The 25,344-nt window shown below is 65.0% G+C and carries 22 protein-coding genes and 1 pseudogene; 13 read left to right on the top strand and 10 right to left on the bottom strand.

Annotated features, from left to right (window positions below):
- Both AC1DBQ_RS11075 and AC1DBQ_RS11080 read left to right on the top strand, forming a co-directional pair.
- A pseudogene (locus AC1DBQ_RS11075) lies at positions 1 to 328 on the top strand (cation:proton antiporter); the annotation flags it as partial.
- Between the two features lie 346 nt (positions 329 to 674).
- A complete protein-coding gene (locus tag AC1DBQ_RS11080; RefSeq protein WP_116766255.1) occupies positions 675 to 878 on the top strand; it encodes a hypothetical protein in 204 nt (67 codons plus the stop codon).
- A gap of 54 nt (positions 879 to 932) precedes the next feature.
- On the opposite strand, the gene AC1DBQ_RS11085 is transcribed toward AC1DBQ_RS11080, so the two are convergent.
- Both AC1DBQ_RS11085 and AC1DBQ_RS11090 read right to left on the bottom strand, forming a co-directional pair.
- The gene (locus tag AC1DBQ_RS11085) at positions 933 to 3,113 is read right to left on the bottom strand and encodes a leucine-rich repeat domain-containing protein (protein ID WP_476928548.1); all 2,181 of its coding nucleotides are present in this window, start codon (positions 3,111 to 3,113) and stop codon (positions 933 to 935) included.
- A 247-nt stretch (positions 3,114 to 3,360) separates the two neighbouring features.
- A complete protein-coding gene (locus AC1DBQ_RS11090; RefSeq protein ID WP_476928549.1) occupies positions 3,361 to 3,963 on the bottom strand; it encodes a TetR/AcrR family transcriptional regulator C-terminal domain-containing protein in 603 nt (200 codons plus the stop codon).
- A 137-nt stretch (positions 3,964 to 4,100) separates the two neighbouring features.
- Here AC1DBQ_RS11090 and AC1DBQ_RS11095 point away from each other — a divergent pair, with 137 nt between their 5' ends.
- The 4 genes from AC1DBQ_RS11095 to AC1DBQ_RS11110 all read left to right on the top strand — a co-directional run bounded on the left by AC1DBQ_RS11095 (position 4,101) and on the right by AC1DBQ_RS11110 (position 7,933).
- The gene (locus AC1DBQ_RS11095; protein ID WP_476928550.1) at positions 4,101 to 5,558 is read left to right on the top strand and encodes an APC family permease; all 1,458 of its coding nucleotides are present in this window, start codon (positions 4,101 to 4,103) and stop codon (positions 5,556 to 5,558) included.
- On the top strand, positions 5,548 to 7,167 hold the full coding sequence (locus AC1DBQ_RS11100; protein WP_476928551.1) for an amidohydrolase: 1,620 nt from the start codon (positions 5,548 to 5,550) through the stop codon (positions 7,165 to 7,167). The genes AC1DBQ_RS11095 and AC1DBQ_RS11100 overlap by 11 nt, the downstream gene beginning before the upstream one ends.
- A 332-nt stretch (positions 7,168 to 7,499) precedes the next feature.
- On the top strand, positions 7,500 to 7,706 hold the full coding sequence (locus AC1DBQ_RS11105; protein WP_116766260.1) for a hypothetical protein: 207 nt from the start codon (positions 7,500 to 7,502) through the stop codon (positions 7,704 to 7,706).
- A complete protein-coding gene (locus AC1DBQ_RS11110; RefSeq protein WP_476928552.1) occupies positions 7,703 to 7,933 on the top strand; it encodes a hypothetical protein in 231 nt (76 codons plus the stop codon). The genes AC1DBQ_RS11105 and AC1DBQ_RS11110 overlap by 4 nt, the downstream gene beginning before the upstream one ends.
- 80 nt (positions 7,934 to 8,013) lie before the next feature.
- On the opposite strand, the gene AC1DBQ_RS11115 is transcribed toward AC1DBQ_RS11110, so the two are convergent.
- Positions 8,014 to 8,655, bottom strand: a complete 642-nt coding sequence (locus AC1DBQ_RS11115; RefSeq protein ID WP_476928553.1) for a TetR/AcrR family transcriptional regulator — start codon at positions 8,653 to 8,655, stop codon at positions 8,014 to 8,016.
- Between the two features lie 135 nt (positions 8,656 to 8,790).
- Between AC1DBQ_RS11115 and AC1DBQ_RS11120 the strand changes: the two genes are divergently transcribed.
- Both AC1DBQ_RS11120 and AC1DBQ_RS11125 read left to right on the top strand, forming a co-directional pair.
- Complete coding sequence (locus AC1DBQ_RS11120; protein ID WP_476928554.1) at positions 8,791 to 9,834, top strand: agmatine deiminase family protein; 1,044 nt, start codon at positions 8,791 to 8,793, stop codon at positions 9,832 to 9,834.
- Positions 9,834 to 11,555, top strand: a complete 1,722-nt coding sequence (locus AC1DBQ_RS11125) for an amidase (protein ID WP_476928567.1) — start codon at positions 9,834 to 9,836, stop codon at positions 11,553 to 11,555. Before AC1DBQ_RS11120 ends, AC1DBQ_RS11125 begins: the two co-directional genes overlap by 1 nt.
- A 41-nt stretch (positions 11,556 to 11,596) precedes the next feature.
- Here the strand turns inward: AC1DBQ_RS11125 and galE are convergent, their stop codons facing one another.
- The 5 genes from galE to AC1DBQ_RS11150 form a co-directional block, all read right to left on the bottom strand.
- Positions 11,597 to 12,634 (bottom strand): UDP-glucose 4-epimerase GalE, encoded by a 1,038-nt coding sequence (gene galE, locus AC1DBQ_RS11130; RefSeq protein ID WP_476928555.1) that lies wholly within the window; start codon positions 12,632 to 12,634, stop codon positions 11,597 to 11,599.
- Entirely contained in the window at positions 12,631 to 13,803 is a 1,173-nt protein-coding gene (gene galK, locus AC1DBQ_RS11135; RefSeq protein WP_476928556.1) for a galactokinase, read from the bottom strand. Before galK ends, galE begins: the two co-directional genes overlap by 4 nt.
- Positions 13,800 to 14,975, bottom strand: a complete 1,176-nt coding sequence (gene galT / locus AC1DBQ_RS11140) for a galactose-1-phosphate uridylyltransferase (protein ID WP_476928557.1) — start codon at positions 14,973 to 14,975, stop codon at positions 13,800 to 13,802. Before galT ends, galK begins: the two co-directional genes overlap by 4 nt.
- A gap of 289 nt (positions 14,976 to 15,264) precedes the next feature.
- Positions 15,265 to 16,191, bottom strand: coding sequence for a C2 family cysteine protease (locus tag AC1DBQ_RS11145; protein WP_476928558.1), 927 nt, complete (start codon positions 16,189 to 16,191; stop codon positions 15,265 to 15,267).
- Positions 16,192 to 16,401: 210 nt separating this feature from the next.
- On the bottom strand, positions 16,402 to 17,163 hold the full coding sequence (locus AC1DBQ_RS11150) for a MerR family transcriptional regulator (RefSeq protein ID WP_476928559.1): 762 nt from the start codon (positions 17,161 to 17,163) through the stop codon (positions 16,402 to 16,404).
- Between the two features lie 170 nt (positions 17,164 to 17,333).
- Between AC1DBQ_RS11150 and AC1DBQ_RS11155 the strand changes: the two genes are divergently transcribed.
- Positions 17,334 to 18,593: an NYN domain-containing protein gene (locus AC1DBQ_RS11155; protein ID WP_476928560.1), complete on the top strand. Its 1,260-nt coding sequence runs from the start codon at positions 17,334 to 17,336 to the stop codon at positions 18,591 to 18,593.
- 48 nt (positions 18,594 to 18,641) lie between these two features.
- Here AC1DBQ_RS11155 and AC1DBQ_RS11160 read toward each other — a convergent pair whose 3' ends face one another.
- Entirely contained in the window at positions 18,642 to 19,538 is an 897-nt protein-coding gene (locus AC1DBQ_RS11160; RefSeq protein ID WP_476928561.1) for a LysR family transcriptional regulator, read from the bottom strand.
- Positions 19,539 to 19,670: 132 nt separating this feature from the next.
- Between AC1DBQ_RS11160 and AC1DBQ_RS11165 the strand changes: the two genes are divergently transcribed.
- The 4 genes from AC1DBQ_RS11165 to AC1DBQ_RS11180 all read left to right on the top strand — a co-directional run bounded on the left by AC1DBQ_RS11165 (position 19,671) and on the right by AC1DBQ_RS11180 (position 24,882).
- Entirely contained in the window at positions 19,671 to 21,083 is a 1,413-nt protein-coding gene (locus AC1DBQ_RS11165; RefSeq protein ID WP_476928562.1) for a M20 family metallopeptidase, read from the top strand.
- A gap of 25 nt (positions 21,084 to 21,108) precedes the next feature.
- Positions 21,109 to 22,452: an MFS transporter gene (locus tag AC1DBQ_RS11170; protein WP_476928563.1), complete on the top strand. Its 1,344-nt coding sequence runs from the start codon at positions 21,109 to 21,111 to the stop codon at positions 22,450 to 22,452.
- 350 nt (positions 22,453 to 22,802) lie between these two features.
- The gene (locus AC1DBQ_RS11175; RefSeq protein ID WP_476928564.1) at positions 22,803 to 23,999 is read left to right on the top strand and encodes an NAD(P)/FAD-dependent oxidoreductase; all 1,197 of its coding nucleotides are present in this window, start codon (positions 22,803 to 22,805) and stop codon (positions 23,997 to 23,999) included.
- Between the two features lie 232 nt (positions 24,000 to 24,231).
- Complete coding sequence (locus tag AC1DBQ_RS11180; protein WP_476928565.1) at positions 24,232 to 24,882, top strand: M15 family metallopeptidase; 651 nt, start codon at positions 24,232 to 24,234, stop codon at positions 24,880 to 24,882.
- A gap of 20 nt (positions 24,883 to 24,902) precedes the next feature.
- On the opposite strand, the gene AC1DBQ_RS11185 is transcribed toward AC1DBQ_RS11180, so the two are convergent.
- Positions 24,903 to 25,344: vWA domain-containing protein (locus AC1DBQ_RS11185; RefSeq protein ID WP_476928566.1), on the bottom strand; the 442-nt coding region annotated here is incomplete at its 5' end.

Here is a 25,344-nt window from a genome sequence, read left to right on the forward strand (position 1 = left end):
CGGTACCGGCCTGGACCGGAACACCGTCCTGTTCGTGGGCTGGTTCGGTCCGCGCGGCCTGGCATCCCTCGTGTTCGCGCTGCTGGCGCTGGAAGCCGTCGGGCCCGCGTCGGATCAGGCGGTGGCCGTGATCACGGCCACCGTGCTGCTCAGTGTCCTTGCCCATGGATTGAGCGCCGCGCCGTTGGCTGCCCGCTACGGACGCGCCGCCGCCGCAGCGGGGCCGGAGCCGGGAGGGCCGGTGCCGGTCACCCGCGCTCCGGCCCGGGGCCTGAGCCGCAAGCACACGCCCACTGCGCTCTTCCCGCGGAAGCGGCCCCGCCGGTAGGCCGAACGGACCCCGTGCGACGCCGTCGCCGTTCGCCCCGGCAGGGCACCTGTGATGAGTCTCACGCGCAATTTTCGCCATCTGGCTTGAGCCGCCCGCGCGGCGCTGTGCACTATGGAAAGGCAGGGCAGGGAGCATGGCTCCCGGTCACGCAGCCCCGATGTTCCCTCCGACGCCACGCGTCCGCAGTGAACCAGGGGCACCCATCCTGGTGGACGCAATGAGGCCAAACCGGTGAGCTCGCAGAGCTGCCCCGAGGTCTCAGGCGTTCCTGGTTTGGCCCCACGGCGGCTCCGCATCGGTGCGGCAGCCGGACATCCGGATTCATGAATGGAAGCACTGAACAATGACGTTTGAAACTGCCACCTCTGTAACCCACAAGCTCTGGGACCGCTCCACGATGCACCACGAGCTGGACGCCCTGATCCACGACCTCTCGGAGCGCCACAACACCGCCAAGAGCAACATCGCGGTCCACGCCAGCGGACCGGGCACCTTCACGCTCAGCCTGAACCACGGTGCAGCAAACCTTGAGGCAGTTTCCGCCTAGCAAACACACAGAGGACGACGGCGGGAGGTGACTCCCGCCGTCGTCCTCTGGCGTTTAAGGCAGTACGTCGCACGTGGTGAAGCCGGAGTTGCGCAGGAAAGTAGCGCCGGCTTGTGTGACCGCGGTGTCTTCGTCCAGCACGGCCGTCCAGATCAGGAAGTTGGCTGCCTCACTAACCAAGGCGATCAGCTTCGCTCCCTGGGGCAGGGGTCCGTCTGCCCCGAATCCTTCCATGGCAAGCGGCCCGGCGGGCTCGTCCCCTACACTGACCAGACTCCACTCGTCGTCGAGCGTCTCGGTGCCGCGCACCAGATGGACAGCAAATTTGGGCGACAAGCCAATTCTTGCCGCGGTGCCGTGAAACTGTGCATCCGGGCCGTCCTTCACAACACCCCAGCGCACGTTGAATTGATGCAGGGACAAAAAGGGATTGGCAATGCCCTGGGTATCCTCCAGGCCGGTGGCGACTTGGAGCGGGTTGTCGTGTGTCTCCACGCTCCAGACTCCATATTCGGTCTTTGCCATCAGGTGTCCGACCGGTTTGGTGTCAGGCCAGATTGTGAACTTGACGTCGGTCAGGCACAGGGTCTTCAGGTTCTTCGCCGCTGCCAGCGGGGAAATGTCGGCGATCCGATTGCCGCCGATGTTCAACGATTCGAGATTGGGACAGCGCCCGAGCGGCGCGACGTCGCTTACGTCATTGTCCGAAACGTCGAGTCCGCGCAGAAAGGTAAGTCCCGCGACCGGTTCCAGCTGGCCTATGCGGTTCCCCGAAACATTTACGTGCTCAAGCTTTTCCAGCTGTTCAATGCCCTGCAAACTCATCAGGGCGCCGTCGTTGTTTCTGCCGGTGATTGAAAGTTCGGCGAGCCGGCCCCTTGCGATCATCGTCGGAAGATGGGCGATCGAGGTAATTCCCATATTCTCCGGGTACCACTCGATCGTGAACTTATCCAGCTCGCTGACGACTTGTGCAAGCGCCTCGCCACGCAGGTGCTCCGTCTTCAGTTCGTCGCCGCCAGGATCCACGATTCCTTCGAGGTTGTCGATCCGGCCGGCAACAGCGAATGCGATCTGGTTGACCAGCTTCCGGTCGTCGGAAAGTATCCCCGGCTGATTCCGTTTCTCATACCAGTCGGCGTAGCTGCCCTCCACGCCGCCGATCCGCCGATGCAGTTCGAGAGTGGGAAACTGCAGCGGAGGGTCAGCCGTGGCCGGGTCAAAGAGTTGAGGTGGATCAATTTCACCCCGCGACAGGCGAACGGCGTGACGAGTAGCCGCGTCCGTCGCACGCGCATAGGCCTGTGCCGCGGCCTGAAGCTCGGCGCTGGGAGCCGGATTTTCAAAGAACTCCGGATGTTCCGCCGCAAAGGTGAAGTCGTTGTACTTCTGGAGATAGGCGAGCCTTTGGCGGTCGGCGTCGGCCGTCGCTACCAGGAATGCTTCCTGCTGAACCTTCGTAGGAATCGGAATCGGCACGGTGTCATAGGTGGCAACTTCAATTTCGTAGGGGAAGGGATGATTGGCTACAGCTGTCGGGAGTGATTTGAGGCGGTCTTTCACCTCGTCAACGGTCATGGTTGTACCGATTTCCTCTTCGCCCTCGCCGCCCTTCTGATAGAACACCACATGCAGTTCGGCCCGCGACTGGGACTGATCCTTGTGCGCGTTGAATTTGCCGCTGAAGGAGCCGCCAGCGATCACCCCGTTGATCTCCGCCTGCAATGTCACCGCAAGATCGGTCTGCACGGCCGTATCCAGTGACGTGATTCGGAGTACCGCGAAAAATTCCCCGCCGCGAAATTGTCCCCGTACGAACGAGTCCCCGTAGGCCCTGGAAAACGCATCAAACTGACTGGCTGTCAGCAGGTCTTTCGCGTCTTGCTTGATGCGAAAGTTTCGTCCGCGCACGACCTGGTTATTGACGACCATTTTCGCCACGACGAACGTTGAAACGGAGTTGTAGGAGGTACTCTTCGAAAAGTCGACCTTGAGGCTTGCAGATGCAAACCCGTAGCGCCCCTGCGCTTCCGCGGATACGCCCAACGACTCCATCAGCGACTCATGTGTTGTGATGATTTCGGCGGTTGCCTTGGCCTCCTGTCCGGACAGACGTGACGGTTCGTCAAAGTCCAAGGCGGTGCCTATGGCCAGGCCGCTGTCACTGTTGAACCCCATCCCGATGTCTTCCCCGTTGTAAGCCAGGACGCGCACTTGGGGTAGTGGTGTGCTCATAACCCAGACCTTCCTCCGTGCCGACCGCATGCCATAACAGGCCCCACGCAACGACGTGCTGGCCTCAACAATCCAGGCCTGTTCCGGCGTTCGGCTGCCGGTGTCCGCGGCTGAGCTAATTATGGACGACGCCGCCTGCCTCGTCACGATGTCCAGGAATCACCCGCGGCAGAAGAATTCCGCCTTCCAGCGCGGCCAGAGCTTGGTCTGATTCCGTCCTGGCGGGCTCTTGGCCGTGTCGCCGCCCCTAGAGCCGGGCGCGCAGTCCGGCGATGATCACTTCGAGCCCGAAGTCAAAGGCTTCTTCTCCCCGCTGCCGGGGTGGTCCGGCATGTTCGAGCGCGCGTGTGAGCGCCGGAAACCCCTCGCCCGACGGCGCCCACACGACGTCGGGCGCGGCCAGATCAAGGGCCGCACCGAGGGCGAAGCTGTCGATGGTCGTGATGGCCGAGACGACATCCTTGCCCTCAAAGCCAGCGCCCTCCAGCGCCAGGGCCAGATCCTCATACAGGCCGATGACCTTGACGTCCTGCACCGTCTGCAGGACCATCAGCGGCGCCAGCCTGGGATGCCGGGCGAACGCGTCACGGTAGGCGCGGATCACTACACGGAGGGTGTCTTCCCAGCTCAGCCCCTGAAGTGCGGGATATGGGGTCTCGCTGATGATGCGCCGGCGCATCAGCTCAAGGATCTCCTCCCGTCCGCTGACGTGGTTGTAGATCGATGACTGGCTGACTCCGATGCGCCGCGCCAACTTGGGCAGGCTGAAGTCGCCGGTCTCATCGACCAGTTCGAGGCTGGCGGTTACGAGTCCGTCGATGGATATCAGCGGAGCGAGCGGGCGGCCCATGGGATTCTCCAATCAAGTGGCTCCTAAGAACCTACACAATTTTTGGGACTCAGTATTGTGCGCCGGGTCACAGGGACCCATAATAAACGAAAGGCTATCGTTTATGAGAGCTCCTGACCCTCCAAAGGAACCCCCACATGTCCGACACCCAAACACAGCCGTCCAAGACGGCGGCCGAGAACGGCCTCAAACGCAATGCCATCGGCACAGGCGGCATCGCCTTCCTGGTCATTTCCGCGGCCGCCCCGCTAACCGTGATGGCCGGCGTCGCTCCGGTTGCCATTGCGACCGGCGGTATCGGTGCCCCCGCCGGCTATCTGATCGCCGGCGCGGTCCTCACGATCTTTGCCATCGGCTTCATGGCCATGACCCGGCACGTCAAGGCTGCCGGAGGCTTTTACACCTACATTTCACTGGCCATGGGCAAGACGGTGGGCCTGGCCTCCGCCGTGCTGGCGATTGTCTCGTACAACTGCCTGCAGATCGGCGTTTACGGTCTCTTTGCGGTGCAGACCCAGTCCATGCTTCATTTCATCTTCGGTCTCGACGTCCCTTGGCCGGTCGTGGCGCTCAGCGCCGTGGCCGCCGTGTGGTTCCTCGGCTACCGCGGCATTGATGTCGGCGCCAAGGTGCTCGGGGTCCTGCTGGTCGCCGAAACCGCCATCCTCGCAGTGATGGGCGCGGGCATCCTCTCGCACGGGGGTGCCCACGGGATCAGCGGCTCCTCCTTCACCCCGGAGAATGCCTTCAACCCTGGGGTACTGGCAATTCTGGGCATCTGCTTCGCCGCGTTCATGGGGTTCGAGTCCACCGTTCTGTACCGGCGGGAGGCGCGGAATCCGGACAAATCCGTCCCCCGGGCGACCTTCATCGCTGTGGGCTTCATGTCCGTCTTCTACGCCTTCATTGTGTGGACCGTGGTCCAGGCGTACGGTGACGGCGACGTGGTCCAGGCGGCGGGACAGCTTTCCAACGGAATGTTCTTCGCGACCATCAACCAGTACGTCGGCCCATGGGCCGAGGTGGTCATGTACGTCCTGATTGTCACCAGCGTCTATGCCTCCCAGTTGGCGTTCCACAACGCCATCAACCGCTACGTCTACATGCTGGCCCGCGACGGCGTCCTGCCGGCGTTCCTGGGCAGGACCCACTCCAAATACAAGTCCCCGCACCGTGCCGGCCAACTGCAGTCCTTGCTCGCCGCCGTCGTGATCATTGTCTGTGCAGTCCTCGGCGCAGACCCATACCAGCAGCTGCTGATCTGGGTAAACACGCCCGGCATCTTTGGCATCGTCGGGCTGCAGGGCCTGGTCTCCGTGGCCGCCTTCATCTACCTTCGCCGGAACCCCGCGGCGGTAACGAACCGCCTGGTCGTTCCGCTGAGTATCGCCTCCGCCGTCCTGCTCTTCGCCGTCGTCGCCATGATCGCGGTCAACATCGAGCTGCTCACCTTCGCCGACACCCTGACCAACACCATTATTTTGCTGGTCACTCCTGCCGTCTTCCTGGCGGGATTCCTCACCGCCCGCAGGCTGCGCACCCGGCGGCCCGCGACCTTCGAACGCATAGGAAGTTTTGAAATCCATGAATCCTGATCTGATCCTGCTCGCCGACACCGTCCACACGCTGGACGGCACGCCGGAACCGGTGCAGGCGGTGGCCGTAGAGGACGGCCTGATTGCCGCCGTCGGCAGCCGCACCGACGCCAGGGACTGGCGGACGGCCCGGACCCAGGTGCTTGACCTGGGTGCTGCCACGCTGACGCCAGGGCTGGTGGACAGCCATATCCATCCGGTCCTTGGCCTCGATATGACCGGCGGCCGGGATCTCTCCGGCGCCCGGACCCTCGCCGAGGTGCGCCAACTATTGCACGCTGAGGCCGCCGCCCCCGCACCGGGCGGATGGGTGCGGGGTTGGGGGCTGGACCCCAACGTCTTCGGCTCATCGCGCGTGCACCGGGAGGCTGTCGACGACGTCGTCGCCGGACGCCCCGCCCTGATCCGGCTCTTCGACGGACACTCGGCGCTGGCCAGCGTCCGCGCCCTGGAGCTTGCCGGCGTCACCGGCCCGCGAGTCTTTGAACAGGCCGCCGAAGTAGTCTGCGACGGCAACGGGGTGCCGACGGGACTGCTGCTGGAGGCGGCGGCCGTAGACCTTGTGGAGCGGCACGCGCCGACGCAGCCGTTCGCAACCCGGAAATCCCGGCTGGCGGAACTGCTCCGCCGCTTTGCCCGCTCGGGTCTCACCGGCGGACACGTCATGGACCTCGGCGCGGGATCGCTCGAACTCTACCGCGCGCTGGAGAACGACGGCGACCTGCCGCTGCGGCTGCGCTGCGCCGCCTGGTGCATGCCCGGAAGCGGAGAGACGGAGTGGGCCGAACTTGCGATGATGCTCCGGGAGGGCGGCCGCCGCTGGTCGGTGGATGCCATCAAGCTCTTCGTGGACGGAACCATTGACAACGGCACGGCCTGGCTCTTCGAACCGGACTCCTACGGCCAATCCACCGCCCCCTTCTGGCCGCGCCCGCAGGAGTATGCCGAAGCAATCCGATACTTCGCCGGTCGCGGCATTCCGACTGCGACCCACGCGATCGGGGACGCCGGCGTGGCACATGTGCTCGACGCCCTGGAATCGCTGCCTTCCTCGACTCCCGCGACGGTCCACCGGGTGGAGCACATTGAATCCATCCCGGACAACCTGATCAAGCGCTTCGCCCGACTGGACGTCGTGGCGAGCATGCAGCCGAGTCACTGCACCCACTACTCACGGGCGGACCACACCGACAACTGGTCCACGCGGCTGGGCAGGGAGCGGGCCGACCGCGCCTGGCGCTGCCAGGACCTGCGCAAGGAGGGAGTGACTCTGGCCCTGGGGTCGGACTGGCCCATCGCACCGTTCGAGCCGTTGCCGATCATGGCCGACGCCCGTTTGCGACGGCGTGCCGGCCAGCCGGACGAGTCGCCCATCGGGCCAAGCCAGGCGCTCACAGCCCTCCAGGCCCTGGAGGGCTACACCTCGCACGCCGCGCGCGCGGCGGACCTATTCCACAGCACCGGATCGATATCGGTCGGCAAACGCGCAGACTTCACTGCCTTTGAATGCGATCCGCTAACAGCAGACCCCGATGAATTGGCCGGCAGCAACATCCTGGGCACGGTCGTGGACGGAGATATCCAATTCATGCTCGACCGGGTGGAATAGCACAGCGACTGTAAGCACAACGGGCGGGTGGAATGCTCAACCATGGGCTTTTCCACCCGCCCCATCGAGTTGCGCGGCATATTTGTTCACACTCCCCTCACCCGGTTGACAGCCTCACGGCCTTGAGCCAATAATGAACGTCATTCATTTATTTGCACGCTCCTCTGCCGCCTGCACACCGGCAAGCGGCGTCGCAGGCCCGCCGTCAGGGCGTCAGCCCCACCACTGGGGACGGTGCGCTGGCCGCAAGAAGCACGTCCGGGCCCGGAAACGGACGTCATCGTGCGTGGACTTGCACCGCACCAACACATTCCTCGAAGAAAGGCGACATCATGAGCGACGATCACGACTGGAGCAACCTGGTCGGCCGGCCGGTGGAGGTATGGAAGGACGGGCATCTCATCCGGACCGGCTATGTGGACGACGTCGCCCAGGCTGCAGGCGCCCTATGGCTCGCAGGCCACGGCGCGGACAGGCGGGCCCTCTATCAAAAGGCGGACGGCTATTCCGCCAAGCCGGTATGCGAGGCGGCGCCGTGAATCTCTTGGCCGGTACCGAAACCGTGCAGAGCATTGAGGTCCTCGCCCAGGACCGGGAGTCGATGGACCGCGGTCTCAATGCCGCGGTGGAACTGATGACGGAAGTCGCTGTCGGGCTCGCCGCCCATGGCATCCTTGTGAGCCGCCTTGACGACAGGCTCTTCCGCGTCGGGTTGAGCGAGCTTGTCCCCTTCGGCTACACGGAACAGCGCGACTGCCGACCGTGATTCCCTGCCGTCCGCACCGCATCGAAGGCGGTGGCGCGCGGCCCCCATCAGGCGGCCGCCGCGGCTGAGGCAGAAAGGCATCAGCCCTGGGAGGAACCCAGCCGCTGTAGCGAACCGCGCGCCGCACCCACCATCCCTTCGACCGCGCGGGCCAGGTGGGTGCCGCGGTCATTGACGCCGTCCCAGCGCACCAACGCCTGGGCGTTCAGCCCGTCGACCATCCCCAGAATCTGCCAGGCGACGGATGCGGCGTCGGAGGTCTCGAACTCACCGGCCGCGATACCGGCCTCCACCACGCCTTGCAGCATGGCCTGCCAAGCGTCCATCTGATCGCGGACGCATACCGCCAAAGCCTCGTTGCGCCGGCCCATGGTCCAGGCATCCACCCAGACCGCCGTGACGTCCAGGCGACTGCTGTCCAGCAGCGTGTCCAAAAGGTAGGCGAGCTGCCCGCGGGCTGACGGCATCCCGTCCAGGGTTGCCTGCACTTCCGCCGCCTCCGCCGAGACGATGCCGGTGAAAGTGGACGCCACAAGGGCCTCGACATTGGGCTGGTAATGCGCCACCAGGCCGGAAGCCACCCCCACCCGAGCCGCCACGTTGCGCAGGGTGATTGACCCGAGCCCCTGCTCCAGGGCAATAGTCCGGGCCGCCTCTGAAATTTCACTGGCGCGTTCCCCTGGCGCCTTTCGGACGGCGCGTTTCCTCTGCGTGCTTGACATCACCTAACAGTCTAGAGTAATTTTCAACGTTATTGATCGTTTGATCAATAACGGCTTGGCGTCGACCCTATGCGCGCCCCTCATTGGGGAGGAGGCGTGCAGTGCCGGCGCAACAAGGACTAAGGAGCCCTTCTCATGGCGTGGAGAATGCCCGCTGAAACCGCACCTCACGATCGAACCTGGATGGCGTTCCCGCGCACCGGGCTGACCCTGGGCGACGACGCCGCTTCAGCCGAGGAAGCCTACGCGGCCTGGACGGCCGTCGCCCACGCGGTTGCCGAATTTGAGCCGGTCACCATGGTGGTGGATCCCAGCGAACGGCAGCGGGCTGCCGACATGCTGGGCAGCGGCATAGAACAGCTTGAAGCCCCGCTCGATGAGTTCTGGATGCGCGACGTCGGACCGACCTTCGTCGTCGACGACGAACGTCCCGGCGTCCTCGGCGCGGTGGACTGGGTCTTCAACGGCTGGGGTGCACCCAAGTGGTCCGAATGGGAGAAGAGCGCCGGGATGGCGCGCTTCGTGGCCGCAAAGTCCGGTGCTGAGCTCGTCAGCTCTCTGCTGGTCAACGAAGGGGGCGCCATGCACGTCGACGGCGAGGGCACCGTGCTCGTGACCGAAACCGTACATCTGGACCCGGGACGGAACCCGTACGCGGACAAAGCCCGCGTCGAAGCAGAGCTGGCACGCACCATCGGCGCCCGCAAGACCGTCTGGGTGCCGCGCGGCCTGACCCGCGACTACGAGGATCTGGGCACCCGCGGCCACATCGACATGGTGGCCACCCTGCCCTCCCCCGGCCGGGTCCTGCTCCACACCCAGATGAATCCGGAGCATCCTGACTACGAGGTCAGCCGCACCCTGCAAGCGTTCTTCGAAACCCAGACGGACGCCGCAGGCAGGCCGTTCCGGATCCTCCCGCTGCCGGCCCCGCAGACACTGCGCGACGAGGAAGGCTACGTGGACTGGAGCTATGTCAACCACCTTGTGGTCAACGGCGGCGTGATCGCCTGCGGCTATGGCGAAGAGAGGGCGGACGCGATGGCCGCGGAAATCCTTGCGGAGGCATACCCGGGGCGCCGCGTGGTGACCGTGGACGCCCGCCCGATCCTGGCCCGCGGCGGGGGCATCCACTGCATCACCCAGCAGCAGCCCACGCTCGACGGGCCGGTGGCATGATGGCGGCCTTCGACGTCGTCGAGGCGTCCATCGCCCAGTTGCGTGAGGCTTTGGAGTCCGGCCGGGCCAGCAGTGAGGAACTCACCCGGGCATACCTTGACCGCATCGCAACCTACGACAGCAACGGCATCACGCTGAACTCGCTCGTCGTCATGAACCCCGATGCGCTGGCGGACGCCCGGGCCTCTGACGAACGCCGGGCCGGGGGGTCGACGCTCGGCCCGCTGGACGGCATCCCGTACACGGCCAAGGACAGCTATCTGGTGAGGGGCCTCACCGCCGCGGCCGGTTCGCCTGCTTTCGAGCATCTCGTGGCACAGCGCGACGCGTTCACCATCGAACGCCTGCGGGCGGCAGGCGCGGTGCTCATCGGCCTCACAAACATGCCGCCCATGGCCAACGGCGGCATGCAACGCGGCGTCTACGGCCGCGCCGAGAGCCCCTACAACGCCGATTTCCTCACGGCGGCATTCGGCTCCGGCTCCTCCAACGGTTCTGGCACCGCGACGGCGGCAAGCTTCGCGGCCTTCGGCCTCGGGGAGGAGACGTGGTCCAGCGGGCGCGCGCCGGCGTCGAACAACGCGCTGTGCGCGTACACACCCTCGCGTGGGGTCATTTCCGTCCGCGGCAACTGGCCATTGGTGCCCACCATGGATGTGGTGGTACCGCACACGCGTTCCATGGCGGACCTGCTCGAGGTGCTCGACGTGATCGTGGCCGACGACGCACAGACCCGCGGCGACTTCTGGCGGGTCCAGCCGTGGGTGGACGTCCCGGCCGCCTCGTCGCTCCGCCCCTCCTCCTACCCTGCGCTGGCACCGGCAGATGCCCACGAGGCACGGTCGGTGTTGAAGGGCAAGCGGCTGGGCGTGCCGCGGATGTACGTCAACGCCGACCCCGACGCCGGCACCAGCGACAAACCCGGCATCGGTGGGCCGACCGGCCAGCGCATCCATACCCGCGGCTCGGTCATGGACCTGTGGGAAGCGGCACGGCGCGATCTCGAGGCGGCCGGCGCCGAGGTTGTGCTGGTCGACTTTCCGGTGGTATCCAACTATGAAGGAGACCGCCCCGGGGCACCCACGATCGCCACGCGCGGCCTGGTGAGCCCGGAATACCTGCAGCGGGAAATCATGGATCTCTCGGCCTGGGCCTGGGAAGACTTCCTCGCAGCAAACGGCGACCCTGCCCTGAACACCCTGGCTGCGGTGGACGGCGCAACGATCTTCCCCCATCCGGACGGCGCGCTACCGGACCGCTATACCGGCTTTGATGACGACATCGCCAACTACCCGGGACACATCCGCGAGCACGGCGCCGCATCGTTGACGGACATCCCTCATCTCGAAGGCGGCGTGCGGGGCCTGGAGGAGACCCGCCGCGTGGACCTGGAGAAATGGATGGACAGACTCGGACTGGACGCCGTGCTGTTTCCCGCCGCCGCGGACGTCGGGCCTGCCGACATGGACGTCAACGAGGCCTCGGCAGATCTCGGATGGCGCAACGGCGTCTGGGTCGCCAACGGCAACCTCGTGCCGCGCCATCTGGGCATCCCGACCGTCTCGGTGCCCATCGGCAGGATGGCCGACACCGGCATGCCCGTTGGGCTGACCCTCGCGGGCCGGGCTTACGACGACACCTCGCTGCTGAGCCTGGCCGCCGCGTTTGAGGCAACGGGTTCCCGCCGGACAACTCCCCCACGGACGCCCCGGCTGACGTAAGCGAGACCGGTCATATCCGGATTGAGTACTTGGCCGGCGGTCTATTCCGTCAGGTGCGGTGCACCCAAAGCGTTGTAGCCGTGCGGGTTGTTCTTCTGCCAGCGCCAGTGGTCCGCGCACATCTCATCCACAGTCCTCGTGGTGGACCAGCTCAGGTCCGCCAGGGCCGAGGCCGAGTCGGCCCAGAAGGCGGGGAGGTCGCCGGCGCGGCGTCCGGTGAGCACGTAAGGGATCGGACGGCCCGCGGCCTTCTCGAAGGAGTGCAGGACTTCGAGCACGGAGGAGCCCTTGCCCGAGCCGAGGTTCCAGCGGAAGACGCCGGCGCGGGCCGCCACGTGGTCGAGCGCGGCGACGTGTCCTTCGGCCAGGTCCACCACGTGGATGTAGTCGCGCAGACAGGTGCCGTCCGGGGTGTCGTAGTCGCCGCCGAACACCATCAGCTTCTCGCGCCGGCCCACCGCCACTTGGGCGATGAACGGTACAAGGTTGTTGGGAATGCCCTGCGGGTCCTCGCCGATCCGGCCGGAAGGATGGGCGCCGACGGGGTTGAAGTACCTCAGGAGGGCGATGTGCCAGCGGCCGTCCGCTGCTCCGAGGTCGGCAAGGATGTCCTCGATCTGTTCCTTGGTCCGGCCGTAGGGGTTGTTGGCGCCGATCTCCATCTTCTCCACGTAGGGGATCGGGTTGTGTTCGCCGTATACCGTCGCCGAAGAGCTGAAGACGATCGAGCGGACATTGTGCCGCTCCATCGCCCGGAGCAGGTTCAGGGTGCCCACGAGGTTGTTGTGGTAGTACATCAGGGGCTCCCGGACGGACTCCCCGACGGCCTTGAGACCGGCGAAGTGGATGACGGCATCCACCAGGTATTCGGTGAAGACGGCATCCACCGCCGACTCATCAACCAGGTCCACCCGGCGGAAGGCCACGGGCTTGCCGCTAAGCTCGGCAACCCGGCGCAGCGATTCCTCGCTGGAGTTGACCAGGTTGTCGATCACCACCACCTCATGGCCGGCTTCCTGCAGGGACAGAACGGTGTGCGAACCGATATAACCGGTGCCCCCGGTGACCAGGATTCTCATTGGATGCGCTCCGCTCCGGCCGCCGGGGTGACGGTGAAGATTTCCGGCCGGGTCAATCCCGCCTCCGTAAAGGCGCGGACGACGGCGTCGCGGACGTCCTGCTCGTGCTCCACGGGAGTCAGGGCGATCGCCGAGCCACCGAACCCGCCGCCGGTCATGCGGGCACCGATGGCGCCGTGGGTCCGGGCCGTGTCCACGGCGAGGTCGAGCTCGGGGCAGGAAATCTCAAAATCGTCGCGCATTGAGGCGTGGCTGGCATCGAGAAGGTGACCGATATGGGCCGGTCCCTGGGAACGGAGGGTGTCCACCGTCTGCAGAACGCGGTCGTTTTCGGTGACGATGTGGCGGACCCGCCGGAAGGTGGTCGGATCGAGCACCTCGCTGGCGTTCTGAAGGTCGGCGACGGCGACATCCCGCAGGGCACGGACGCCCAGGACCTCGGCGCCGAGCTCGCAGGAGGCGCGGCGGGAGGCATAACCGCCGTCGGCGTGGGAGTGCGAGACTTTCGTGTCGATGACGAGCAGGACCAGCCCCGACTCCTGCGCCTCGAACGGCACGAGTTGAACGGATTGGTCCCGGCAGTCGAGGAAGACGGCGTGGCCGCTGGTGCCGCGCAGTGATGCCGACTGGTCCATGATGCCGGTCGGCGCGCCGACAAACGCGTTTTCGGCGTGCTGGGTCAGCAGGACCATCTCCTGGGCCGAAAGCCCTGCACCGGTGAGTTCGTTGAGGGCCGTCACGACGGCGCATTCAATCGCGTGGGAGGATGACAGCCCCGCCCCCAGCGGGACATCGGAGTCCAGCAGCAGATCGAAGCCCGGAACCTCGACGCCGCGCTGCTGCAACGCCCACACGACGCCCAGGGGGTACTTGGCCCAGCCGGGCGCGCGGCCGGGCGCCAAGGCCGCGGCGCTGGCCTCCACAATGCCGTCGTCGCCGGAGGTGGACAACAGCCGGACAGTGGAGTCGTCCCGGAGCCGGACCGCCGTCGTCGCCCGCTTGTCGATGGCGAAGGGCAGCACGAAGCCCTCGTTATAGTCGGTGTGTTCACCGATCAGGTTCACCCGCCCGGGGGCGGCCCAGACGCCGTCCGGGGCGGCCCCGAAGGCGGCCTCAAAGCGGCTGATCAGGCTGTCCGGATGGGCGTCCGCGCGAGTGGTCGTGTTCATACAGGGGCGCCTTCCGGGGTCAGGGTGGTGCGGGTTGCGGTGCCGGCCGGTTTGCCGGCGACGTCACTGGCCACTTCACTGGCCACTTCCCGTAGCCGGGCGGCGACCGATTCGGGAGTAGTGTCGTTGATGTAGGCCCCCATCGCCGCTTCGGAGCCCGCCAGGTACTTGAGCTTGTCGGCGGCGCGCCGGGGGGAGGTCAGCTGCAGATGCAGTTGGCCGGCCCGGCGCATCTCCGTCTCCAGAGGGGCCTGGTGCCAGGCCGCAATGTAGGGGGTCGGCGTCGGGTACAGGGCGTCGAAGCGCCGCAGGAGATCCGGGTAGAGGTGCGCCAGCTCATCGCGTTCGGCCCCGCTCAGCGCGGCCAGATCCGGAACCTGACGGTGCGGGACGAGGTGGACTTCCAGCGGCCAGCGCGCGGCAAACGGCACATAGGCACTGAAGTGTTCGCCCTCCAGGACCATGCGGCTGCCGTCACTGCGCTCGGCCTGCAGCACGGACGCGGCGAGCGTCGCCGTGCCGTCCGAAGCCTCGAAGTACGCGCCGGCCGCGGCGGCCAGAACGGCGGCACGCGGCGTCACGTAGGGGTAGGCGTAGATCTGCCCGTGCGGGTGGTGCAGGGTGACGCCGATCTCGGCGCCCCGGTTTTCAAACGGGAATACCTGCCGGATGCCGGGCAGCGCGCTGAGGGCCTCGGTCCGGTGGGCCCAGGCGTCAATCACGGTCCGTGTGCGGCGCCAGCCCAGTTCGGCGAAGGACCCGGTGTGCTCCGGGGTGAACGCCACCACCTCGCAGCGGCCCACGGCCGGCGTCGAGGTTCCCCAGGCAAGTGCCGCCGGGAGCTCGCTCGTGGCCGGCCCGAGCGAGGGGAAGCGGTTTTCAAAGACAGCGACGTCGTAGTCCGGAGCCGGAATCTCGGTCAGGTTGGCCGGCGTCGTCGGGCAGATCGGGCACTGGTCCGCTGGCGGCAGGTGCGTACGGGACTGCCGGTGAGCGGCGACGGCGACCCATTCCCGGCTGAGCGCGTCGAAGCGTAGCTGGCCCGGGTCGGGGCGGACGGGCAGTTCGCGGTGGTCCGTCAGGGATTCGGGGGACCGTTCCGCTGTGCCGGCATCGTCAAAGTAGAGGATCTCCCGGCCGTCGGCCAGGAAGGTCGTAGTGATGCATGTCATGTTCATATTTGTACACTAACGTTCGAATAAAAACAATATCGAACAAAGTGAAACATTGCCGGTCCTGCGAGGACGGATCGTTCGCGTTGCGGGTCTCGCCCGTGGCACCAGCACGATCGCGTTTCTGGAGGAGGGGCGCGCATCGACGACGACGGGCCGGGCAGCGGCCGAGGCCGGATAGCCGAACCCGCTCCGAACCGGCTCCGAACCGCAGGGCGGGTGCTTCCCTGGGATCCGTGAATCCCGCCAGCGGCGCTTGCCCGCCGTCGTTCGTTCAGCTGCCTGCTTCTCAGGGATAGGTTGGGATCGCGATGTACTGGTTGATGTTCGTGGACCGGAACGCGTCAAACGACAGCGTCTCCTGGCCGCCCTCCGGATTTCCCACCACCACGGTTTGGTCGGAGGCATTCACGTCCAGCACTGCGTAGGAGTGGTCGGATACGAGTTTGCCGTCGGAGTTTGAGGTCCCCAGCGTGACAAGGCCGTTCGTGAAGTCCTGCTGCACCTGCTCAAAGCTCACTTGCGTCATGGGGCCGCCGGGGTTGCGGTCGACTCCCACTTTGCCGGTGATGGCATAGAGGCCATTGTGCACATCGTGATCCTGAGCGTTGCTGAGGTCCGTGCCTTCGATGCCTTTATAGCTGTTGCCGTTCGCGGCCGCCCAGCCTTTCTCGATAATCGCCGCCCATGAAACGTTCTTGCCACCGATATTTTCGATGCCATTTTCGACGGTTTTGCCGCGGCGATACGGGAGGTCACCGTTGACCGTCACCTGCACCGGATTGGGCACCCCGTCGTACTTGCTGTGAAATGAAATGGTGTAAGTGCCGTCACCATTGTCGTGAACCATGTTTTGAATGGTGTCGGGCTCCCGCGCGGCCACCGTCAGCAGAGCCGCCAGGAAATAGCAATCTCCGACGTCGCCCTGTTTGATATTCGTCAGGTCGCCGGAAATATTCGGCTTACCGGCAGGGTCGAGCGCAAACAGCACCTGATTCGGTACCTTCTGGTAGGTCCCGCGGCTCACCGCGGGATTGGTGCCCGCAGGCCCCGAAGCCTCTGGAGGTGCCGACGCTCCCGGACCCGACGCAGGGTTCGGCATAACGGTCGCCCGGTAAATGAAAACAAGCGAAATTCCAAGAATGACCACCACGGCAATCAGTGAATAAATGCCGATAGCGCGAAATTTAGCTGATCCGAATGCTGCACGTTTCATGTGACGTGCCCTCCCGTTCTGCGGGCTACTGCCTGGGCGGCGACATCGCCGCGTCAAGATCCACCGGCATCCTCGCCGCCGGACCCTGGTTATTGATCAAGTCGCCAACTAATAAACAGCTTGCCGCAGGCAACCAGACCCGCGCAAGGACCGGCGGAGGATCCACAGGCAAAACATATGGAAGTCACAGGGGGACACGGCCTTGCCCGCTCAGGGCTGTGTCCGCGACCTCTGGAGGTAGGCCATCAGACCGGCCAGTTGAGTTGTGGACCATGGCAGGTTGGCGCTAAGGGCCTCACTGTTGTCTTGCCACATGGCCCGTGCCGCGGCTTTGGTTTGGTCGCCGGAGTGAAACATTGAACCCACTTCGTCCCAGGAGCTTGCCCAGTCCTGGACGGCTGGCTCAGAGACCGGTGTGCCGGCCTCCACGTGCCGGAGGCCTTCCTCGACCAGGGCGGCCCACCGGCGTTTGGCTTCCTCGACCCGGTCTTCACTGAGTTCAAGCCTGCGGGCCGCCAGTTCCTGGCGCTGTTCCAGGGTGAAGTGGTTTTCGAGCACCGCGATCATCTCCAACGTTGACATGAATTGTTCCGGGGTCGGCGTTTCCGACCCGTCGAGGCGGGACAGCAGATTCCCTAACCGGTCCTGGAGCATCTGGACCTGCTCGACATGGCGACGAACATGAACCAGTTGCTGTTGCAGGAGTCTCCGCAGTGAAGCCAGGTCATCGTCCGTGGATTGCAGCGCGGTGCCGATTTCGGCCAGTGGCAAACCGAGCATCTGAAGGGCCCGGATCCGGTAGAGCCTCCGCAGGTCCTGCTCGGTGTAGCGGCGGTGGCCGGAAGCCGTTCTCCTGCGTGCGGACAACAACCCGATCTCGTCATAGTGATGGAGTGTCCGGACCGTGACGCCGCACGCTTTCGCAAGTTCACCGATACTCCACAGTGGTTCATGACCGGTTGACTCTGCCATGCAGACAACGCTAGTTCCTGACGTCACGTGAGGTGCAAGAAACGGTCGACTAAGCGGCGCGGGGCGGCAACCCCGCCGCTTCCCGAGCGGACCGGGACTGCCGGCGCAACCCGGCGCCAACGGGAACGACACATCTGGCACGTCCGCCCTCGTGCTGACACACTGAGCCGATGAGTGATCCCCTCCCCCAGTCCCGGCGGCCTGGCATCCGCGCCGCGATGTTCGTGGACTTCGACAACGTCTATACGGGCCTGATGGCCTTGGACCCCGCCGCGGCCAAGAGGTTCGCCGAGGATCCCAAGCACTGGACGGAAGCGCTGGCCGACGGCGGCACAGGTGCGGAATCCCGGCGCTTCCTGATCCGCAACTGCTACCTCAACCCGGTGATCTACTCCAAGTACCGGCCCTACTGGACCCGGGCGGGCTTCCGCGTGATCGACTGCCCCTCCCTCACGCAGCGCGGCAAGTCCAGCACCGACATCAACCTGGTCCTGGACGCGATGGATGCGCTGTCCGGCGCGGCGCATGTTGAGGAATTCTTCGTTGCCTCGGCGGATGCGGACTTCACCTCGCTGGTCCAGCGGTTCCGGGCGGCCGACCGGATGACGACGGTCATCGCGGCCGGGGCTGTGGCGTTCGCGTACCGGGAGATGGCCGACAGTGTGGTGGAGTCCCACGACTTCGTGGCAATCCTCAACGGCACCTCGGCCGAGATCCCCCGCATGGTGCCGTCCGCCGGACTCGCCGCCCCGCTCCGCACCGCGCCGGGTGTTTCCGTGGCCGCGACGACGGCCGCCGACGAGGTCCGGGCCCTGGTGCAGGCCGCGCCGGGGCCGGTGACCGGGGCCGTGGCAGCGCACAGGGCCCTGACGGCTGACCCCTCACTGAAGACCGATTGGGGCGGCCACGGAAAGTTCGGGGCCTGGATCGCGCAGATCGGCCAGGGCGTCCAATACTCGTCGACGCCGTCGCCCGGCTGGGTATGGGACGCGAAGCGGTTCTCGCCGGAGCTGTCCTCGCTGGCCTCCGAAGGCAGGCCGGCGATCGAGGAGCAGGTCACCCGGGTCACCGACGTGCCGGCCCTCTCCGCCGATCAGTTCCGGCAGGTCTTCGTCTCGCTGGAGGCGAAGCTCCGCGAGCACCCCGGCAACCGCAGCGAACTCGCCCGGTCCGTCCGGGACGACTGTGTGGCGGCCGGACAGCCGGTCTCCCGCTCGGCCGTCAACTTCGTGATCCAGGGCGTGGTGTACGCCGGCGGTTCCCTATCCGACGACATGACCGCTAGGGACCTCGCCGCCGCGTGGGCCAGGAACGTCGAAGAGCTCTGCCGTCTGGCGCTCATGGAGTTCGACGACGCCGAGAAGCTCGCGCTCAAGCGCTGGGCCGGCGGCGGGCTGCTGGAGTCGGGCCCGGGCAATTCCCGGACCTAAGGCTGCGCCCCACGCACCAGGACCCCCGGTTGTTGTCTTTCTCCTGCGCTAGCCTTCAGCAAGAACCTCTGCCAAGACTTCAATGAAGGCCGTCTGCACCGCAGGTCTGCGTCGGCCAGCCATCGTCTGAATCTGCGCCTGCCGCTGGTGAAATACCGGATGATCGATAGCCACGAAGACCAGCCCGTCCTCCCCCTCCGGACGAGCCACAAGACGGCTCATCAATGCCGCCCCGGCTCCTGCCCGGGCGAATTCCAAGGCAGCGCTGACCTGATCGGCTGACAGTGCAATCCGCGGCGATATCTGTTCCATCTGCACGGCTATGTCGAAAAGCTCTCGCTGGCTAAGGCCTTTGGCGGGAAGGGTCAGCGGATATGCACACAGTTCGTCCAGGCTCACGCTGCTTCGATCCGCGAGCGGATGTCCTGTGGCTACCACGGCGAAGGCCGGAGCGGCCGCAGAAAACTCAACGGTCACATCACGTTGGAGCCCCAGCGCGTACACAGCGGCGATGTCTGCCTGGCCGTCGACGACCATCCGCGTCGCTCCGACTGAAGAGACCACGTCCAGGTGAAAGTCGACGTCGTGATAGTCCACGGTGAATCGGGCGATCGCCTGGGGAACCCTGCACCTGGCAAGCCCTTCAGAACTGACAACGTTGATAATTCGCTTTTGCCGGTTGTCAAAATCCTGAAGTTCCCGGATCAGCGCCTCTCCTTCGGCTTCACTTCGCCGAGCGTGCGCAAGTAGGAGCCGTCCAGCCTCCGTCAACGTCATTCCTCGCGGATGCCGCGCAAACAGCGTGACGCCGATCGTGCGCTCCAAGTTACTTATCTGCCGGCTAATGGCGGACGCCGACACGTGCTGGGCGATGGCAGCTTCCGTAATTGAACCGGTTCGGGCCACGTCATGAAAATAGAGCAGTGCAGTGGGCAGCATCCTCATTGGCCCCATCTAAGCTCCGGTTTGCCTTGAAGTCAACGCCACTTGATAAAACGATGCTGGTTTGTGAGCTGGCGCACTCCTAACGTTGATTCCGTTCACCCGGCACAAGGCACTATCCCAGGAGCACCGACCATGACCCTTCCGCAGGAAATATCAAGCATTGCAGAGGCATATGTTTCAGACGGACAACTGTTCGAGGAGCTGAAGCGCCTAGTTTCGTACCGGACGGAGAGTGCTACCGCAGCCGGACGAATTGCCTTGAAGGCATATCTAGAAGATGTTCTCGTTCCAGCCCTGGCCGAGCTCGGCTGCGACACTGAGCTTCATCCCCACTGGAACGGCGGGGCCAACTCGTTTCTGATCGGCACCCGATTCGAGTCCGAGGAACTTCCAACAGTCCTTTGCTACGGGCACGCAGATGTTGTCGGTGGTCAGGACGATGGCTGGGACGACGACCGCAGCCCGTGGATTCTCGACGCTGACGGCGACCGCTGGTACGGCCGCGGAACGGCCGACAACAAGGGACAGCATCTGATCAACCTTGCGGCGCTGCGCATCCTGCTGGAAAGCAACGGCCACCTGGGCTTCAATCTGAAGTTCCTGTTTGAATGCGGCGAGGAGATCGGGTCGCCCTCGCTGGGTGAATTTTCCTCGGTCTACAAAGACAAATTGGCAGCGGACGTCTTCATTGCATCAGATGGCCCCAGACTGAGCGCGGACTCGCCGACAATCTTTCTTGGATCGAGGGGCGGAATCACCTTTGAACTGGACGTCAACCTCCGGGCCGGCAGCTACCACTCGGGCAACTGGGGAGGTCTGTTGCGCAACCCGGGGACCACACTGGCGGCCGCCATCGGCACCCTAGTCGACGGGCACGGAAGGATTCTCTTGCCGGAGCTGCTTCCAACAAGCATCCCCGAGTCCGTGCAAACGGCGCTCAACAACATTGCCATTCCTCATGCTCCCGGGGACCCGCACATCGACACTGACTGGGCGGACACCGGCCTCACACCAGCAGAAAGAGTCTACGGCTGGAACGCCCTGGAGGTTCTGGCCCTTGGCTCCGGCGACATCGGAGCACCGATCCACGCGATCCCGGGCTCGGCACGTGCGATACTCCAGCTCCGGTTCGTGGCAGGCACGCCGACGGACGGTGTTGAAGCCACCATCCAGGCCCATCTTGACCACCACGGATTCGAAATGGTGCGGGTGCGCCAAACCACGTTCTTTCCCGCGAGCCGCCTCGACCCCGCCAATCCCTGGGTGGAATGGGCACGCCGTTCCATCCACAGCACCACCGGCATCCTGCCCACGGTGCTGCCGAACATCGGCGGTTCCCTGCCGAATCACGTCTTTGAGGGCATTCTGGGTCTTCCGACGCTTTGGATCCCGCACTCCTATCCCGGCTGCCTCCAGCACGCACCCAACGAACACATGCTGGCATCCATCGCCAGCCAGGGTCTGCAGATCGCCTGCGGCCTCTTCTACGATCTGGGCCAGACCGGCGTCAACGTCGAACTTCCGCTCTCCGCGACCACAGCCTGAGCCAACCAAATACCGGAGCAAAACAATGAACCCTGCACCAAAGGCATCCCCGACAGGAACTGTCGTCGCCGGCCCCAAACCATCAGCCGGCGACCCGTCCCCAAACAGGACGCCCCCGCAAAAAATGGCGTCGCCCGTCCGCGGGATTGCGGCCGCGACGATCGGCAATGCGCTCGAATGGTTCGACATGTCCATCTACGCGCTGCTGGCCATCTACATAGGAAGGAACTTCTTCCCATCCGATAATCCTGCCACCGGGGTCATCCAGGCTTTCGCAGTTTTCGGCGCGTCCTATCTGATCCGCCCGTTGGGTGGCCTGGTCCTTGGCTCCTATGCCGACCGGAAGGGCCTCAAAAAGGGTCTGATGCTGACAATCCGCCTCATGGTGCTGGGAACCGCGCTGATCGCGTTCATGCCAAACTATGATTCCATCGGCATTCTGGCGCCCATTGGGATCATCGTGGCACGTCTCATTCAAGGCTTCTCCGCCGGCGGTGAATTTGGCGCGGCAACGTCCTATCTCATCGCGCAAAACTCAGAACGCCGCGGATTCCTGGGAAGCTTCCAATTCGCCAGTCAGGGTCTGGGATCGCTGACCGCAGCAATCTTCGTTGTCGCGCTCACAACGGTGGTGTCAAACGAGGACATGATGTCCTGGGGCTGGCGGATACCGTTCGTCTTCGGACTTCTGGTTGGACCTGCCGGCTACTACATCCGCACATTCGTCGACGAAGCACCCATAGACCACGGGCCCGATCCGGAACGCCACGAGCCGATCCGCGACCTCTTCAAGAGCCAGAAAGTGGGCATCCTTATCGCTGGCGGCGCCCTCGTCGTATCCACTGCAATGAGCTTCATCCTCGACTACATGCCCACCTTCGGCATCCAACAACTCGGGCTGCCCAAATCGTCGTCATTCTTCTGCCTCGTTCTCACCGGCATCATTCTGACTTTCGGAACTCCCATGGTGGGGCACTTGTCGGACAAGTACGGAAGAACCAAAATAATGATTCCTGCAGCTTGCGCCATCGGAATCTCGGTAATTCCGCTGTTCCTTTGGCTCAACGCCGGACGCACGTTCTTCGTCCTGGCCTCCGTCATGGTCATACTCGCGCTACTCAAGGCCATCTATTTCGGTGCTCTGCCGTCGGTCATGTCCGATGCCTTCCCCGCCCGGGCCCGCGCCACCGGCTTGTCATTCAGCTATAACACTGCCGTCGCCGTCTTCGGAGGCTTCACCCCGATGATCGCCGCGTTCCTCGTCCAAGCGACCGGACAGAATATGGCCCCCGGCTACTACATCGCCGCACTCTCCTGCCTCAGTATCGTTGCCCTGGGCTGCGGCCTGAAGTACCGCGGGATCCGATGATAATCGAGAAGCTAAACTCGTCTGACATCCGACCGCTTCCGAGTCCCGCGCGCCCCGCGGGCGTAGGGAGGGCGACGGCGGCACGGCCCGTCGCCGCCCGCTTGCTTCGACGCAACTGGAGTCGAGCGCACTGTTGATCAGCTTACCCACCGGGGTATCCTACTATACCCCCGGGGGTATATAATGATTGTCATCACAGTGATTGAAAAGCACGGAGGCGCCGGAGTCCGGACGCGCAGGCGAAGATGCTGCCGGTACCGGCTCTTCAGCTCTCCGTAGCCCGATCAATCCCCGATACACCCGGCGTCGGCGCCGAAGCGACGCCCGGCTCCCAGAGAGGCGTCTTATCCATGAGCATGCACCACGAGATCCTGATCATCGGCGGCGGCAACGCGGGGCTGAGCGTTGCAGCCCGGCTCCGCAGTGCAGGGCGGACCGATATCGGGGTGATCGAGCCGAGCGAACAGCACTACTATCAGCCCTTGTGGACCCTGGTGGGGGGAGGCTCCGCCAGCCAGGCGGAGACAGTCCGGCCGCAGGCCTCCGTCATGCCCCAGGGGGTGGCCTGGATCAAGGACTCCGCGGCGGACATTGACCCGGAGCGGCGCAGTGTCGCACTCGCCTCCGGCGGTTCGATCACGTACGACTATCTGGTGGTCAGCCCCGGCATCCAGCTGGATTGGGACAAGATCCCTGGCATGGCCGAAGCCCTGGACTCACCAACGGCATCCAGTAACTACCGGTTCGATCTGGCGCCAAAGACCTGGGACTTGATCCGGAACCTGAAGTCCGGAACGGCCGTCTTCACCCAGCCCTCGGGTCCCATAAAGTGTGCCGGCGCGCCGCAGAAGATCGCATACCTGGCCGCCGACTACTGGCAGAAGCAGGGGGTGCTGGACAAGATCCGGGTGGTCATGGTTCTGCCGACGCCGAGCATGTTCGGGGTCAAGGTGTTCGCCGATGAGCTTGAGCGGGTGGTGGCGAAGTACGGCATCGAAGTCCGTTTCAACAGCGAGATGACCTCGGTGGACCCGGCCGCCGGCGTGGCGGTGATTACGGACAACGCGGCAGGTACCGAGGAATCACTGCACTACGACCTGCTCCATGTGGTGCCGCCGCAGTCGGCCCCGGACTGGCTCAAGCGCACCGCGCTGGCAGATCCGGCCAACCCCGCAGGCTACGTGGACGTTGACAAGCACACCATGCAGCACAAGCGGTACCCGGAAATTTTTGCCCTGGGCGACGCCGGGTCCACGCCGAACTCGAAGACCGGCGCGGCGATCCGCAAGCAGGCCCCGGTGCTGGTGAAGAACCTGCTGGGCGTCCTCGAAGGCGCGGCGCCGGAGGCCCAGTACGGAGGGTACGCCTCTTGTCCGCTGACGACAGCACGGGGGAAGATGCTGCTGGCTGAGTTTGATTACACCCTGCAGCCCGCACCCAGCATCCCCTTCATCGACACCACGAAGGAACGCAGCGACATGTGGCTCCTCAAGCGCTATGGGCTTCCGTTTATGTACTGGAACCTGATCCTCAAGGGGCGCGTCTGAGACCGCTGGCAAATCTAACCAAACTACTGCCTGAGTACAGCTAGCACGACGACGGCGGGACCTCCCGCCGTCGTCCGCTTGCGTTTAGCGGGTGTTGTGCAATGCCCTTCGCCTGCCCCGACCCTCGACGAGCCCGCGCGCCCCCTCGACCCCGGCCCCTGCAGACCGATAGAGTTCCCGCATCTGTTCCGGACACTTCTTAGGAGCCCTCGTGCTTAAAGGAATCAGTAGGATGACAGGTGCCGTGGCGGGGCTGGTTCTTTCGCTCGGCATGATCGCACCGTCGGTGGCGGCAGTGGCCGCGGCGGGCTACGACATTAGTTCCGCCTCCAGCCTGCAGGTAGTGGTCAACAAACACCGGCAGCTGAACCCTGCAACGTACGTGCCGGCGCAGCTGGTCAGGGTCCAGGGGGAACGGTTGCGGGCTGAGGCTGCGGACGCCTACAAGCAATTGACCAGGGCCGCCAAGGCGGCCGGCGTGAACATCATTCCCATCAGCGGCTACCGGTCCTTCAGCCAGCAGGCCAGCCTCTATGACAGCTACGTGAGCCAGTATGGACAGGCGACGGCGGATACCTTGGCTGCGAGAGCCGGCTACAGCGAGCACCAGACCGGTCTGGCGATGGACATCGGCAATGCCAGCGGAACCTGCGCCCTGCAAGCCTGCTTCGCGAATACCCCGGCGGGGCAGTGGGCGGCTAAGAACTGCCGGGATTACGGATTCATCATCCGATATCCGGCCGGCGCCGAGGCCACTACCGGCTACACCTACGAGCCATGGCATCTGCGCTATGTGGGAAAGAACGTCGCCCTCGATATGAGCAGCACGGAGACCCTTGAGGATTACTTCGGCCTGGAAGCGGCCCCGGATTATCTCCAGTAAGGCGGTGACGCGCAGATCGTCTATGTAGCCCAGTCGGCGTCGTCGTAGGGGCGTCCGCGGAAGTGGGCGCGGAGGTATTCCCCCACAACGGCAGCTCCCAGATCGCCGGCGTCGGGCGCCACCACCCGGCCGTCGATTCGGCGGGCCATCCGGGCGACGAACCGCTCCACCCCCGGGTCATTGCCCAGCCGGAAGAACGTCGCCTGCACCCCGGCGCGGCCCAGCCGGTCGAGCTCGGCGACCGTGACGCGGATGGTCTCGGCGTCCGGCGGATAGTTGAACCACGAGTCGCCGTCGGCCAGCAGGTGGGCAGTGGGTTCGCCGTCGGTCACCACCAGCAGCACCGGCTGCATGGACGGGTGCTGGCGGAAGAAGCGGCCGGCCAGCAGCAGGCCGTGGTGCAGGTTGGTGCCCTGCTCCCGGAAGGCCGGCAGGGCCGTGAGCTCGCCGATGTCCATGGTC

Source organism: Arthrobacter sp. 10T413_2 (assembly GCF_056394205.1).

Excerpts from the sequence above, each read along its gene's own strand:
- AC1DBQ_RS11090 (WP_476928549.1), bottom strand. The coding sequence starts at position 3,963 with ATGGGCCGCCCGCTCGCTCCGCTGATATCCATCGACGGACTCGTAACC.
- galE (WP_476928555.1), bottom strand. The coding sequence starts at position 12,634 with ATGAGAATCCTGGTCACCGGGGGCACCGGTTATATCGGTTCGCACACC.
- galT (WP_476928557.1), bottom strand. The coding sequence starts at position 14,975 with ATGACATGCATCACTACGACCTTCCTGGCCGACGGCCGGGAGATCCTC.
- AC1DBQ_RS11095 (WP_476928550.1), top strand. The coding sequence starts at position 4,101 with ATGTCCGACACCCAAACACAGCCGTCCAAGACGGCGGCCGAGAACGGC.
- AC1DBQ_RS11160 (WP_476928561.1), bottom strand. The coding sequence starts at position 19,538 with ATGAGGATGCTGCCCACTGCACTGCTCTATTTTCATGACGTGGCCCGA.
- AC1DBQ_RS11165 (WP_476928562.1), top strand. The coding sequence starts at position 19,671 with ATGACCCTTCCGCAGGAAATATCAAGCATTGCAGAGGCATATGTTTCA.
- AC1DBQ_RS11180 (WP_476928565.1), top strand. The coding sequence starts at position 24,232 with ATGACAGGTGCCGTGGCGGGGCTGGTTCTTTCGCTCGGCATGATCGCA.
- AC1DBQ_RS11115 (WP_476928553.1), bottom strand. The coding sequence starts at position 8,655 with ATGTCAAGCACGCAGAGGAAACGCGCCGTCCGAAAGGCGCCAGGGGAA.
- AC1DBQ_RS11080 (WP_116766255.1), top strand. The coding sequence starts at position 675 with ATGACGTTTGAAACTGCCACCTCTGTAACCCACAAGCTCTGGGACCGC.
- galK (WP_476928556.1), bottom strand. The coding sequence starts at position 13,803 with ATGAACACGACCACTCGCGCGGACGCCCATCCGGACAGCCTGATCAGC.
- AC1DBQ_RS11155 (WP_476928560.1), top strand. The coding sequence starts at position 17,334 with ATGAGTGATCCCCTCCCCCAGTCCCGGCGGCCTGGCATCCGCGCCGCG.
- AC1DBQ_RS11125 (WP_476928567.1), top strand. The coding sequence starts at position 9,834 with ATGGCGGCCTTCGACGTCGTCGAGGCGTCCATCGCCCAGTTGCGTGAG.
- AC1DBQ_RS11175 (WP_476928564.1), top strand. The coding sequence starts at position 22,803 with ATGAGCATGCACCACGAGATCCTGATCATCGGCGGCGGCAACGCGGGG.
- AC1DBQ_RS11105 (WP_116766260.1), top strand. The coding sequence starts at position 7,500 with ATGAGCGACGATCACGACTGGAGCAACCTGGTCGGCCGGCCGGTGGAG.
- AC1DBQ_RS11145 (WP_476928558.1), bottom strand. The coding sequence starts at position 16,191 with ATGAAACGTGCAGCATTCGGATCAGCTAAATTTCGCGCTATCGGCATT.
- AC1DBQ_RS11150 (WP_476928559.1), bottom strand. The coding sequence starts at position 17,163 with ATGGCAGAGTCAACCGGTCATGAACCACTGTGGAGTATCGGTGAACTT.
- AC1DBQ_RS11170 (WP_476928563.1), top strand. The coding sequence starts at position 21,109 with ATGAACCCTGCACCAAAGGCATCCCCGACAGGAACTGTCGTCGCCGGC.
- AC1DBQ_RS11085 (WP_476928548.1), bottom strand. The coding sequence starts at position 3,113 with ATGAGCACACCACTACCCCAAGTGCGCGTCCTGGCTTACAACGGGGAA.
- AC1DBQ_RS11120 (WP_476928554.1), top strand. The coding sequence starts at position 8,791 with ATGGCGTGGAGAATGCCCGCTGAAACCGCACCTCACGATCGAACCTGG.
- AC1DBQ_RS11100 (WP_476928551.1), top strand. The coding sequence starts at position 5,548 with ATGAATCCTGATCTGATCCTGCTCGCCGACACCGTCCACACGCTGGAC.